Annotated in this window: 10 protein-coding genes; 2 read left to right on the top strand and 8 right to left on the bottom strand. The window is 71.3% G+C overall.

All coding sequences use genetic code 11. The features are described from left to right. The first annotated feature begins 4 nt into the window (after nucleotides 1-4). Nucleotides 5-379 (top strand): GntR family transcriptional regulator, encoded by a 375-nt coding sequence (locus tag KUF83_RS36480; RefSeq protein WP_217459346.1) that lies wholly within the window; start codon nucleotides 5-7, stop codon nucleotides 377-379. Nucleotides 380-476: 97 nt separating this feature from the next. Here the strand turns inward: KUF83_RS36480 and KUF83_RS36475 are convergent, their stop codons facing one another. Further along, nucleotides 477-1571 carry a DUF5925 domain-containing protein gene (locus KUF83_RS36475; RefSeq protein WP_217459345.1) on the bottom strand — a complete coding sequence of 365 codons (1095 nt, stop codon included), beginning with the start codon at nucleotides 1569-1571 and terminating at the stop codon, nucleotides 477-479. Nucleotides 1572-1737: 166 nt separating this feature from the next. Here KUF83_RS36475 and KUF83_RS36470 point away from each other — a divergent pair, with 166 nt between their 5' ends. Further along, nucleotides 1738-3159, top strand: a complete 1422-nt coding sequence (locus KUF83_RS36470; RefSeq protein WP_217459344.1) for a xylan 1,4-beta-xylosidase — start codon at nucleotides 1738-1740, stop codon at nucleotides 3157-3159. Nucleotides 3160-3285: 126 nt separating this feature from the next. Here the strand turns inward: KUF83_RS36470 and KUF83_RS36465 are convergent, their stop codons facing one another. The 7 genes from KUF83_RS36465 to KUF83_RS36435 form a co-directional block, all read right to left on the bottom strand. Continuing rightward, nucleotides 3286-7221, bottom strand: a complete 3936-nt coding sequence (locus KUF83_RS36465) for a lipopolysaccharide biosynthesis protein (protein ID WP_217459343.1) — start codon at nucleotides 7219-7221, stop codon at nucleotides 3286-3288. Further along, on the bottom strand, nucleotides 7214-8023 hold the full coding sequence (locus tag KUF83_RS36460; protein WP_217459342.1) for a polysaccharide deacetylase family protein: 810 nt from the start codon (nucleotides 8021-8023) through the stop codon (nucleotides 7214-7216). The genes KUF83_RS36465 and KUF83_RS36460 overlap by 8 nt, the downstream gene beginning before the upstream one ends. 3 nt (nucleotides 8024-8026) lie before the next feature. Then, on the bottom strand, nucleotides 8027-9016 hold the full coding sequence (locus tag KUF83_RS36455; protein ID WP_217459341.1) for a glycosyltransferase family 2 protein: 990 nt from the start codon (nucleotides 9014-9016) through the stop codon (nucleotides 8027-8029). Continuing rightward, on the bottom strand, nucleotides 9013-9831 hold the full coding sequence (locus KUF83_RS36450; RefSeq protein ID WP_217459340.1) for a glycosyltransferase family 2 protein: 819 nt from the start codon (nucleotides 9829-9831) through the stop codon (nucleotides 9013-9015). The genes KUF83_RS36455 and KUF83_RS36450 overlap by 4 nt, the downstream gene beginning before the upstream one ends. 340 nt (nucleotides 9832-10171) lie before the next feature. Continuing rightward, entirely contained in the window at nucleotides 10172-11293 is a 1122-nt protein-coding gene (locus tag KUF83_RS36445) for a GNAT family N-acetyltransferase (RefSeq protein WP_217459339.1), read from the bottom strand. Between the two features lies 1 nt (nucleotide 11294). Then, a complete protein-coding gene (locus KUF83_RS42295) occupies nucleotides 11295-11621 on the bottom strand; it encodes a hypothetical protein (protein ID WP_308403301.1) in 327 nt (108 codons plus the stop codon). A gap of 294 nt (nucleotides 11622-11915) precedes the next feature. After that, nucleotides 11916-13124 carry a S8 family peptidase gene (locus tag KUF83_RS36435; protein WP_217459337.1) on the bottom strand — a complete coding sequence of 403 codons (1209 nt, stop codon included), beginning with the start codon at nucleotides 13122-13124 and terminating at the stop codon, nucleotides 11916-11918. Nucleotides 13125-13293: the final 169 nt, after the last annotated feature.

Here is a 13293-nt window from a genome sequence, read left to right as displayed (position 1 = left end):
CCGGGTGACATTGAAGATCGACATCGATGACGGTGCGGGAGTCGCGCCCTACGAGCAGGTACGCGCCCAGATTTCCGGGCAGGCCCGGGCGGGGACCCTGCCGGTGGGGTACCGGCTCCCCACGGTGCGGGGCCTCGCCGAGTCGCTCGGCCTCGCGGCCAACACGGTCGCCAAGGCCTACAGGGCGCTGGAGTCGGACGGAGTGATCGAGACGCGGGGGCGCAACGGCACGTTCGTCGCCGCCGTGGGCGCGGCCACGGAGCGGGAGGCCGCGGCGGCCGCGCAGGCGTACGCCGGGCGGGTCCACCGCCTCGGCCTCGGCCAGGACGCCGCGCTCGCCGCGGTCCGCGACGCCCTGCGGGCGGCCTACGAGGAATAGGAGAACAGAGGAACGGGGGCCAGGGGAGCAGGGGCCAGGGGAGCGGTTCGGCTTTCCGTGGCCCGGTCCGGCCTCGCAGCGGCTCGGCTCGCCGTGGTTACAGGTACAGCCCCGCGTCCGCGCCCTCCCGGGCCCCGGGCACCGACGTCGGCGTCGTCCCCCTGCGCAGCGCGTACAGCTCGGCCAGGGTCGCGCCGTCGCGGCCCAGACCCTCCTCCGTGCCCAGCCAGGCCTCGGACTCGCCGCGGGTGAGCGGGCCGACCTCGATGCGGGCGAGGCAGCGGCCCGGGCGGACCACCGCGGGGTGCAGACGCTCCAGGTCCTCGTTGGTCGTGACGCCCACCAGGACGTTGCGCCCCTGGCCCAGCAGCCCGTCCGTGAGGTTGAGCAGGCGCGAGAGGGCCTGCCCGGCCGTGTGCTTGGCCTCGCCGCGGATCAGCTCGTCGCAGTCCTCCAGGAGGAGCAGTCGCCAACGGCCCTTGCCTGCCCCGTCCTCCTCGCCGATCGCGATGTCCATCAGGTAGCCGACGTCGGAGAACAGGCGCTCCGGGTCCAGGACGCAGTCCACCTGGCACCAGTCCCGCCACGAGCGCGCCAGCGTACGGAGCGCCGACGTCTTGCCCGTGCCCGGCGGACCGTGCAACAGCAGCAGACGTCCCGCGATGTCCTCGGGCGTCGTCTTCATCAGGCCGTCCATGGCGTCCGCGACCGGCGCGGTGTAGTTGGCGCGCACCTCCTCCCACGTGCCCGCCGAGATCTGCCGGGTCGTGCGGTGCGGTCCGCGACGCGGCGACACGTACCAGAACCCCATGGTCACGTTCTCCGGCTGCGGTTCGGGCTCGTCGGCCGCCCCGTCCGTGGCCTGGCCGAGGACCTTCTCCGCGAGCTCCTCGCTGGTCGCGGTGACCGTCACGTCGGCGCCGCGGTTCCAGCGCGACACCAGCACCGTCCAACCGTCGCCCTCCGCGAGGGTCGCGCTGCGGTCGTCGTCACGGGCGGTCCGCAACACGCGGGCGTCCGGCGGGAGAAGAGAGACTCCGGACCGTACGCGGTCGATGTTCGCCGCGTGCGAGTGCGGTTGCTCGCCCGTCGCGAAGCGGCCGAGGAACAGCGCGTCGACGACGTCCGACGGTGAGTCGCTGTCGTCGACGTTGAGCCGGATCGGCAGAGCGTCGTGTGGGTTCGCAGACATGCCGCCATGATCCGTCACGCGGACGTCCCGTGCATCCGGTTTCCGCGTTGCTTCCCCCTGTGCCGGCTCTGCCCCGAGCTCCCGGTGTATCCCCTCCGTCCTGTTACAGGGCTGTGGAGTACGGAACCTGTTCCCCCGTGGACGCACGCGGATACTGTTGCCCTTGATGGGACGTCATGGGTGGAATTCGGATGCTCGGCGGTGGCGCTTCACCGCTCTGCTCGGCGTGGGCGTGGCCGCTCTGGCCCTCGTCCTGACCCTGATCCACACACTGCCCGGGGACGCGGGGAGCGAGGCGGGCACGACCCCCGACGGCGACAAGGTCCACGGCACGCCCGCCGTTCCCCCGGGGGCGGCGGAACCTGCGGTGGGCTGGGGCTTCACCCACACCCAGTTCAGCGCCGACGAGGGCAGCGCGGCCGCCACGAAGCGGGTGGAGCGGTACCTCGGCGAGCGGCCCCCGCCGCAGATCCAGCACATCATGGGCTGGGGCGCGGACAACCCCGAGCCGGTCAAGGGGCGCTACGACTTCGAGGACATGGACCGCCGGATCGACTTCGTCCGGGAGACGGGCGGCACTCCGGTCGTCACGCTGTGCTGCGCACCGGACTGGATGAAGGGCGGCGAGTCAGGCTCCGACAGAACCGACTGGAGCCAGGAGGCGCTGGAGACGGCCCCGGACCCCGCCCACTACAAGGACTACGCAGCGCTCGCCGCGACCGTCGCCAAGCGCTACCCGGACGTACGCCACTTCATCGTGTGGAACGAGTTCAAGGGTTTCTGGAACGACGCCGAGGCCCGCTGGGACTACGAGGGCTACACCGAGCTCTACAACCTCGTCTACAAGGCGCTCAAGAAGGTCGACGAGGACATCGCGGTCGGCGGGCCCTACCTGGTGATGGACAGTCTCGACCCACGTCAGCAGGAGAACGCCTCGTCGGAGCTGAAGGGCAGTTGGGGCACGATGGACCAGCGGGTCCTCGACGCCTTCGACCACTGGAACAAGCACAAGGCCGGTGCGGACTTCGTCGTCGTCGACGGGTCCAGCTACACCAAGGACGACGACCTGCTGCCGGACGAGTTCGGCGCGACCGCCAAGTTCACGGCGGTGAGCCGCTGGGTCCGGGAGCGGACCGGTGACCTTCCCCTGTGGTGGGCCGAGTACTACGTGGAGCCCGCGGACGGCGACGACATCCGCGACGGCTGGTCCGAGCCGCACCGCGTCGCCGTACACGCCTCGGGCCTGATCGCCATGGCCCGCGGTGGCACGACCTCCGCCTTCTACTGGAACCCCGAGACGGAGAAGGGCGCCACCTGCGCCGGCTGCCTGTGGACCCCGACCGATCGGGCCTCCGGCGGGAAGCCCCTGCCGATGCTCGACCTGCTCTCCCGGTTCGGCGAGGAGTTCCCGCCCGGTACGGAGTACGAGCAGGTCTCCGTCGCCGGGGCGGACCGGGCCGATGTGCGGGTTCTCGCCGACGGCAAGGCTGTTCTCGTGGTGAACACCCTCGACCGGAAGATCAGCGCGAAGGTGGACGGGAAGCGGTTCGAGATGGGCGCGTACGGGGTGACGTGGCTTCGCCGTTAGGGCTCGCCACGGGGTGCTCCGCAGGTGGGGCGTCGGTTCGGGTGCGGGTTCGTCGGGGCTGGTCGCGCAGTTCCCCGCGCCCCTGCGGGGCGGCCCCGCAGGGCCGCCACCTCAGGGGCGCCCCGCTCAGGCCATCGTCAGGAATCTCTGCACCAGGGACGCCAGCAGGACCGCCAGCAGGGGCAGGGAGAACCAGAAACTGTTCTGCAGCCACTGCAGTTGCCGCACACCCGGCCGGACGGCCACCCGTACCACCTCGCGTGCCGTGAGCAGCACGATCAGGGCGATCGCCGCGAGCCCGCCGACGACCGACCACGGTGTCCAGGTCACCTGGGGCCCGACCGGCCCGGGATCGGCCTTCGCGACCTTGCCGTCGGGCTGTTCCCGGAGGGAGTACATGGTCACGTCGTCGTTGACGAAGACCTTGCGGAGCTCCTGCCGGGCGTCGAGGTTGCGGACGAGCCGCTGCTCCCACGTCCTGGAATAGCCGACGTCCAGCTGCAGATAGGTCACCTGGCTGCGGTTGACCATCAGGTACGAGTTCGGGCCCGCGTCCTTGAGCGCCTTGACCAGGCTCGACACCAGCACGGGATCGGCGGGCGCGAGCGTCGGCACGTACTCCACCCTCTCCATGTCGCGTGCGCCCCACGGCATCGACGGCGTCACGTTGTTCACCGTGTCGTCGCTGAGCCACAGCAGCCGTGCGGTCGGCCTGTCGTGGGCGTACACGTACTCCATGGCGGCGACCTCGCCCGGCCTGATCCGCTCGAACGGCTCGTTGCCCCAGCGGGCCACCAGGAAGCCGCCCATCAGGACGAGGCCCGCCATCAGGGCGGCGAGCGGTGCGAGGCTCACCCGGTCCTTGTCCCGCTCCTTGGCGGTGACACCGGTCCGCGGGAAGAGCGCGAGCCCGGCGAGCAGGGCCGCGCCCGGCAGAGCGAACATGAAGACGCGCAGCGCCATCTCGCCGCCGTACGACTGCATGCCGAAGCCGAGGAACGGGACGAAGGTGAGGACGAGCAGCGACCTCTCGCGGTACTTGTGGTCGCGCCGCCGCCACCAGCCCCAGCAGGCCAGCGCCATCACGCCACCGGCCAGCGCCACGCGTGAGTAGAGGACGAGTTTGTGGTTCGAACTGCCCTCGCCGATACGGCCGGAGACCGACGAGGACACGTTCCCGCCGACGCCGCCGACCCCGCCGAACAACTCGTCGAAGTGCCCCGACCAGTACGGCTCCGCGAGGAAACCGATCCACACCGAGACCATGACGGCGAACAGGATGGGCAGGCCCCGCAGTTCGGAGCGGCCGACCAGGACGAGGACCGCGAGGACACCCAGCATCACGAACGGCGTCAGCTGGTGGGCCGGCACGGATGCCGTGAACAGACCGATCAACACCATGAGCAGCACGGCCCGCTGGCGCCGGTCGGTCGGCTCGACCTCCAGCTCGCCGGGCCGCACCTTCGTCCACAGCACCCGCGGCGCCCGGAACCACACGAGCAGGATCGCCACGAAGACGAGATAGAGGAGGTACGTGAAGCCCTGCGGCGAGAAGTAGTCCTGGCCGACCCAGCCGCTGAGCACGAAGATCCAGATGCCGGTCCACTTGGCGCGCCAGTTCGCGCGCATATGGCGGACGAGCAGGAACAGCGGTGCCAGATAGAGGAGTTGCATGGCCGTCGGCCACCAGCGGATGACCTCGGTGAGGTCGTCGACCCCGCAGGCTCTGGCGACGAACGCGGCTCCCGCGAAGAAGCCCGGCCAGCTCCAGCGCGCGTCCAGGTCGGGCACGGCCGAACCGGTCCGGTCGATGTAGTCGATGAAGCCGAGGTGCTGCCAGGCCGTCGCGAAGCGCGGTTCGGTCTCGATCACGGCGGGCAGCGCGTGCAGCGACACCACGGTGGCCAGCAGGGTGACCAGGAGCAGGCCCTTGCGCTCGCGGCCCAGCCACAGCAGCGAGGCGAACACCGTGGCCAGCAGGCCGGCGCCGACCAGCGTCGGCGTCGGCAGGACGGAGATCAGGCCGAGCCCGCCCATCCGGTCGAGATCGCGCTCCCCGAGGCCCGACACGGGCACCCAGTACAGGACGAGCGCGGCCGTCAGCAGGCAGCCGAGCAGCACCCCGAGCCGGGTCGGCCGCAGCCGCTCCCACCCCGACACCGGCGCCGCAGGTCCGGGCCCGTCCTCCTCCCGCACGGTCCCGGTCTCCCGCACAGTCCCCGTCTCCCGCACGAAGCCGGACGCGCCCGGCCTGCCGGGTCCGCCTCCTTCGCGTGTCCCCTCCGGCTCCTCGGCGCTCGCGTCGGCCGACGGCCCGAACGGGGCGTCCACCTCGACCTCGGAGGGGCCGAGGGAGGTCTCCGAGCCGGGTTCCCGTTCCTCGACGGGCAGGCCCACCTCCACGCGCGGCGGCGGCAGGGGGAGGGGCGCCTTGAGCGCCCAGGTCGGCCGGTGGTCCGGCCGCGGCGCCGCCGGGCGGGCGGGCCGTTCGACCGCGGGCGTCCCGGTGGGCGGTGTCCCCGGACCTGGCCGCACGTCCGGCCGTCGCTCCAGGTGGTCGAAGTCGAGCTGCACGCCGAGCGCCAGGGTGTCCGTGTCGAGCCGCTGCGCCCAGGCCGGGCCCCGCCCCTTCCTCGGCTCGGCCTGCTTCGGCGCGGGCACGTCACGGGTGCCCAGGTCGGCCAGGTCGCCGTCGGGCGCCGCGCCCCGGGGAACGTCCTCCGGGGGAGCGGTCCTGAGGATCCGGTACAGCCTGGGAGCGGCGAGCGCCACGATCACCGCGAGGCTGCAGATCTCCGCCACGCCCGCGCCGGTCAGTCCCATGCGGGGCAGCAGGACGAGCGTGAGTCCGAGTACCAGCGCGCACAACAGGCCCTGCAGCCAGGCGAGTCCGGCCGTGCGGCTCTGGGCGCGCAGCACCGCGAAGTACGTCTCCATGACGACCCGCAGCACCGCGCCGACCGCGAACCAGCGCAGCAGCGGCGTCGCCGCGTCCGCGTACCCCTGGCCGAACACACCGAGGATCCAGGGCGCCCCGAAGAACAGCACCCCGGCCACCGGCAGCATGATCCGCGCCATCCGGCGCAGCGCCGCCCGGGTGTTCGAGGCGAGCCGCGCCGGGTCGTGCGAGCCCTCGACGGTCAGCGAGGCACCCATGTTGATGGCGAGCAGGTTGACCGTGCCGCCAATGGTGGTGGTGATGTAGAAGTACGCGTTGTCGGCGGAGCTGACCTGCGCGGCGACGATCACCGGGACGAGATAGACGACGGCGAGCGAGAACAGCGAGCCGGTGTAGTCGCCCGCGAGGAACCGCCCGATCTCCCTCGTGCCGGGCGGCTCCGCGTCGTCCGCCGTCGCCTTCACATGCCGGGGCACCAGGCGCCGGAAGACCAGCCAGCCCAGCGGCAGCACGGACACCGCGATGGCCGCGACCCACGACACGAAGACGCCCATGGTGGGGATCGCCGCGGCGAACAGGACGAGCAGGACGAGCTTGACCGCCGAGAACACGGTGTTGCCGACGGGCACCCACAGCGCGCTGCGCAGCCCGGTCAGCACCCCGTCCTGGAGCGTCAGCACCGACCAGGCGACGACCGCGAGGACGAATCCGGCGCCGACGAGCGGGTCGCGCAGGAAGCCGTACGACGGTCCCCAGAAGCCGAGCGTGAGCAGGAAGGCGCCCGCGGCCACCGCCACGATCACCGAACTGCCCGCGTACGTACGGAAGATGAGCCGCCCGGTGCCGCGCCCGGCCACCGGGATGAACCGGGCGAGGGCCCCCGTGAGCGTCACCGCGGTGAGGCCCGCGAGGAGCTTCATCGCGGCGATGGCGGCGGAGCCCTGGCCGACCGCGGACTCGGAGTAGTAGCGGGCGGCGGCGAGCCAGTAGCCGAGCCCGAGGACGGCGGAGATACCGGTGTTGAGCATCAGGGCGTAGGCGTTCCGGAACAGCGGACTGCCGCCGGACGACGTGCCCAGCCGGGGCAGGCGGAGGCGGCGCCCGGACCGCTCGGGTGCCTCGGGCGTGGGAGTCCCGGCCTCTGCCGTGGTCGTGTCAGACACGGGAACGGATGGCCTTCCGGCGAACCTGGCGTGCTCTGCGGACCATGGAGTACCCCTTGGTGAGGGCACGGTCCCTGGCGAAGGTACGGGCGATCGCACGGCCCTCGACGAGCCGCTCGAACTCCTCGATCCCGGTGCTGCGGCGCACGGTGACCCGCCGCAGCGCGTACGGCCCCTGGCGGCGGCGCGCCAGGCCGTTGCCGACCGCGAGCGACTGGGCGAAGCCCGCCTCGCGCACGGCTTCCCGCACCCGGCGGCTTGAGTAGCCGTAGGGGTACGCGAACGACGCGGGGCGCACGCCCAGTTCACCGGCGATGATCTCGCGGCAGCGCAGCAGCTCGAACCGCAGCGATGCGTCGGTCAGCTGGTCCAGTTGCGGATGGGTGTGGCTGTGGCCGCCGATCTCGACGTCCGCGCCCGCGAGTTCGCGGACCTGGTCCCAGTCGAGCATCTCGTCGAGGCCGCCCCCGGTGTCGTACGCGCCGCGCAGCCAGCCCGTCGACACGAAGAGCGTGGCCGCGAAGCCGTGCTTGGCGAGCACGGGCAGGGCGTGCCGGTGCACGCCCTCGTAGCCGTCGTCGAAGGTGACCAGTACGGGGCGCTCCGGCAGCGGGCCGGAGGAACGCCAGCTCCGGGCGAGATCCGCGGTGCCGATGGGCGTGAACCCCGAGCCGCTCAGCAGCGCCATCTGCGCGGAGAACGCCTCGGGGGTCACCGAGAGCGCGCGGGTGGCGTCGTTCGGGGCCTCGGACACCGCGTGGTACATCAGGATCGGCACGCGTGGCTCGCGTGGTCCGCTCATCGGTCAGCCCCCTTCGGTCCGCACGACCGGGACCACCGCGAACGCGGCCCCACCCCTGCGTGCCCGGACGCTCCCGAGTACGTACCCGCCCGCCGCCGTCACCACTCCGGCGACGATGGCGGCGGCCCGGCCGGCGCCGCCGGGGCGGGCGAGCAGGGCGTCGCGCAGTCCGCGCGCGACACCGGCGGGCAGCACACGCGTGGTGTAGCGGCGCTCCGACTCGAGTCCCTTGCCGGCTCCGACGCTCCGGGCGACCAGGGCCTTCGACAGACCCTCGGCGTACGTGCGCGAACGGAAGTAGGCGAAGTGCTCGCGCGCCTCGGGCACCCGGTGGTGGATCACCGCCCGGTCGTCGATCAGCAGGACCGCGTCCGGCCGGGCGCGGGTGAGGCGGATGCACAGTTCCGTCTCCTCGCAGCCCAGCGGCCGCTTGTCGCCGTCGCGTCCGATGCCGGTGGCGAAGCCGCCCGCCGCGTCGAAGGCGGTCCGCCGGAACGAGGCGTTGCCGCCGAGCACGTTGCGCACCCGGACGAGACCGGGCGGCAGGCCCTTGTACGTGCAGCCCACGACCCAGTCGAACTCCTCGGGGAACCAGACGGGCCGGCGGCCCGACGCCCAGATCGGCACCGTGCGGCCGCCGACGGCCATCACCAGCGGGTCCTCGTACGCCTCGGCGAAGTGGAGGAGCCAGTCGCGCTCGGCCACCGCGTCGTCGTCGAGGAAGGCGACGACCTCGCCGTGCGAGGCGGCGATGCCGGTGTTGCGGCCCGCGGACAGGCCCCGGGGGCCGGCGTTGGCGAGCACCCGCACCTCCCCGGTCTCCTTGTACTCCTTCGACAGGCGGTCCAGGAGCGCCTGGTTGTGGTCCACGACCAGCAGTGTCTCCAGCGCGGGCCGGGACTGCGCCCGCACCGAGGCGACCGCCGCGAGGATGTCCTCCCAGCGGTCCTCGGTGTAGACGCAGACCACCACGGAGATGTCAGGGTTTCTCAAGACACCTCTCCTGTACGGGTGTTGAGCCCCGTGGCGTGCGGACGGCGGCGCAGTGACCGCCGGTTGGAGCGCTCCTTGAGGATCACCCGGAGCACCCGCAGACCGTCCCGCACGGCCCGCAGGTTGCTCGCGCCGTGGATCCGCACGTACTCGTGACTCGGGATCTCCTGGACCTTCAGGCCCGCCTTGACCACCCGGATGTTCATCAGGGTCTCCACCTCGAAGCCCGTGCAGTCGAGGTCGATCTTGTCGAGGCAGTGCCGCCAGAAGGCGTTGTAGCCGTAGCAGAGGTCGGTGTAGCGCGCGCCGAACTTGCGGTTGACGACGGTGCACAGCGCCCAGTTGCCGAGCTTGCGGATCGGTGTCATGTCGTCCGTGCCGCCGCCGTTGGCGAACCGTGAGCCCTTGGCGAAGTCCGCGCCGGAGACCAGCGCGGAGACGTAGCTGACGATCTCGTGACCGTCGGCCGAGCCGTCCGCGTCGACCATGACGATGATGTCACCGGTGCAGGCCGCGAAGCCGGTGATCAGGGCGTCTCCCTTGCCCTTGCCGACCTGCTCGACGACCTTGACGTCGGGCCACAGCTCGCGGGCGACCTGGACGGTGTCGTCGGTGGAGTTGCCGTCGACGAGAACCACTTCGTGGATCCAGCCCGGCAGTGTCTTGAAGACGTACGGAAGGTTCTCCGCCTCGTTCATGGCGGGAATCACGACGCTCACCGGAGGCGCTATGGCCAGGTGAGTCGATATGGGCCGGTACCTGCCGGCTGTGAGCGGATCTTCGTCCGACACAGCCGGGCGCACAAAAGAACTCATGGAGTCTGGTCCCTCTCGTCCGGTGGACCGCCCGCCCCACGGGCGGTCCGGTGTGTTGTCCGGTTCGAAAGGGGGGTTTCTCACTTACGGCATGCCGAAATGGATCTCCGTCCACGCCGGGTGAGCTGGCAGAACTGGCCGACTGTCCGGGTCGGTCGCGCGGCACGACTCGGCACACATGCGGTCACCGAGCACGGCACCCCCCTACCGCGCCCCGCGTCGGGCCCTCGTCGCGATCTCGAGCCCTCCCCTAGATCGCATGTGCACTGATGGACCGATGCGGGTGGATGTAAGACGGTATTGATGATTGAGACGGTATGGCAAGACCTGGAACGAGGCCTCACGTTTTTGTTGGTTTGGCTGTTACCTGACCACTCGAGCGGATTTTTCCCATCCGTTTGAGCATTTTGTCGGCCGGCTCGAACAACTCCGGCCGCGCCAGCACCGCGTTGCGCAGTGCCCGGACAGGGGCGCGTCGCGCCCGGTGCCCGAGCGCCACGGGATGGCGGCGCGCAACCCACCCCTCGGACACGGTGAGTTCCCGTGTCTTGAGGGAGTCCTTGTATTCCTTCTGTCCCCGGCCGAGGTCCAGATGGGCGATGCCCTCGGCGGCGGCCGCCTCGGCCATCCGCAGATGCAGGACCAGGCCCGGGGAGTACTTCGAGAACGCCGGGTCGTACGCGGGGAACCAGCAGGCCAGCACACGCTCGGAGCGCAGTCCGAAGTGCGCGGCGATCGGCCTGTCGCCCGCGTAGAGCACCGACAGGAGTCCGGCGAACGACTCGGAACGGCTGTGGAAGAGCTGATGGGCGAGCCGCGTGATCCAGTCCTGTGCGAAGCGGTCGCTGCGCCCGGTCCTGCGGTACTGCGCCGACTTCCAGTGCATCAGCGTGCGCAGTGCTCCGGGATCGCGCTCGTCGTGCACATGGCGCAGTTCGCCGTGGTCGCGCCCCAGCTTGCGCGCCTTGGCGAGCGTGGTCCGGGTGAACTTCGGTGACCGGGCCCGCAGTTGTTCCAGATAGGTCTCGTATCCCTGGTCGATGTCGATGACCGGGGACGGAAAGACGCCGGAGGCTCCGGCCTCGAACGGCGTCTGCCCTCCCAGGAGGTGGTCGAACTCCCACACGGCGAGTCCGCAGGCTCGCAGCAGTTCCTGTGCGTCCCAGGTGAAGCCGGGGCGGTGGACCAGCCCCTGGCAGTCCGACACGCCCAGGCCGATGGCCCGGCCGACGCCGGCGGCGGTCGTCTGGAACGGGAAGAACGCCACGGGTTCGCCGTTCTCCCTGGCCACCGCGATCCGTACGCCGCGGCGGCAGCGGCCCACGGCGAGTGTGAACTCCGGCGACAGGAAGGGGTTCGCGAGGTCGGGTGCGCCGTGCAGATGCGCCTTGGACTGGAAGGCCGTCCACGCCGACCGGTCGGCGGAGGTCAGTTCGCCGGGACGGTACACGCTGATGTTCACGTCACGAAGCCCGTCTTCTCGCCGTACGGCCGCGCAGCCGCCGTACCAGGACCAGCAGAAGAATGAGGGAGCTGAGCGCGGCCACGGCCGTGATTCCGCCACGGACCGACCACTGGTGGACCGCGATCATGCCCTGGGCCACCAGCAGGTTGACCACTACCGCTGCTGACAGGGACGCCAGGACGCGGGCGAACGGTTCCAGCCCCCGCAGCGCGGTCGCTACGGCGGCGCCGGGCGCGCCCAGCAGGAAGAAGAGCGTGAACGGGGCGCGCAGGGGCGAGTCCACGTCGACGAGCGCCAGGACGGCGCCGACGCCGGCGACCGTCACCGCCGCGCCCGCGAGCAGAGGCAGCAGGTCCCTCCCCGGATCCTGCTCCCCGCGCCCGTCGCCGCCTGGCGGAGACGGGTCTGATGAAGATGACTTCGTACCTATGGTCTGCATTGGCGACTTTGCCCCCCGACGCGCCGGATGCCGGGCTTCAATGTGGCGCAGCGCCCTGGGGGGCGTCAAGAAGGGGGGCGGCCCGATGTCCGGCCGCGGAGGGCGGGGCCCCGCCCTCCGGAACGGGGACAGCACGGTTCCCCGCGCCCCGGACGGGGGACGCGGGGAACCGCGTACGTGTTACGGGACGATCTTCAGGAGGCGGTTCGGGGAGCCCGTGCCCGGGCTGGTCACCTTGCCGGTGGTGGAGCCGTTGATCAGGGCCGTGGCGACCTGGGCCGGGGTGGCCGAGGTGTGGCCCGCGAGGTACACGGCGGCCGCGCCCGCGACGTGCGGCGTGGCCATCGACGTACCGGAGATCGTGTTCGTCGCGGTGTCGCTGGTGTACCAGCCGGCCGTGATCGACGAACCGGGCGCGAAGATGTCCAGGACCGAGCCGTAGTTGGAGTAGCTGGCCCGCGCGTCCGTGTTGGTGGTGGCGCCGACGGTGATCGCCGAGGCGACACGCGCCGGGGAGTACGAGGAGGCGTTGGCGTTGCTGTTGCCCGCCGCGACCGCGTAGGTCACGCCGCTCGCGATGGAGTTCGCCACCGCGTTGTCCAGCGTGGTGGAGGCGCCGCCGCCGAGCGACAGGTTGGCGACCGAGGGGCCGCTGTGGTTCGCGGTCACCCAGTTGATGCCGGCGATGACGCCCGCGGTGGTGCCGGAGCCCGCGTTGTCGAGCACACGGACCGCCACGATCTTCGCCTTCTTGGCGATGCCGTAGGTCGAGCCCGCGATGGTCGTGGCGACGTGCGTGCCGTGACCGTTGCCGTCCGAGGCGGTGGTGTCGCCGTCCACGGCGTCGTAGCCGTAGCTGGCCCGGCCGCTGATCTGGGCGTGGGTGATGCGGACGCCGGTGTCGATGACGTACGCCGTCACACCGCTGCCCGCCGAGTCCGGGTAGGTGTACGTGCCGGAGAGCGGCAGCGACGCCTGGTCGGAGCGGTCCAGTCCCCAGGGGGCGTTGGACTGGGTGGTGTCGGTCGCGTGCACCGTCTGGTTCTGCTCGACCACGGCCACCGACGGGTCGGCGGCGAGTCTCTTGGCCTCGGCCGCGGACAGGGTCGCCGTGTAGCCGTTCAGCGCGGCGCCGAACGTCTTCTTGACGGTGCCGCCGTACTCCTTGATCAGGCTCTTGCCCTCGGCCGAGGAGGCCTTGAAGTCCGTGCCCTTCTTCAGCGTGACGATGTAGCTGTCCTTGACGGCGGTGGGGGAGCCCGCCGCCAGGACCCGGCCCTCGGCCGGTGCGGCCTGGGCGGGGAGCGCGGTGACGGCGCCGAGCAGGGCGGCGGTCGCCACGGAGGTTATCGCGGCGATCCGGATCTTCTTGCTACGCAGCTGTGCCATGCGAGGGAGTCCTCCTCATAGGCGGCGTGCGCCTGGATGAGGCGCACGTCTGTGGGGGGTGTGCGCGTGATCGCGCACACAACCAGGAGCGTTGCGTTCCGCTACCGGTTGAGACATCAGCGTGATCGATCTACGGGCGTAGCTCAAGGGAGTTGACGGTTTGTCACAC

The organism is Streptomyces sp. BV286 (assembly GCF_019090165.1).
GTDB lineage: Bacteria > Actinomycetota > Actinomycetes > Streptomycetales > Streptomycetaceae > Streptomyces.
The sequence above is the reverse complement of the archived record's forward strand: the minus strand, read 5'-3'. Positions and strand labels throughout refer to the sequence as shown.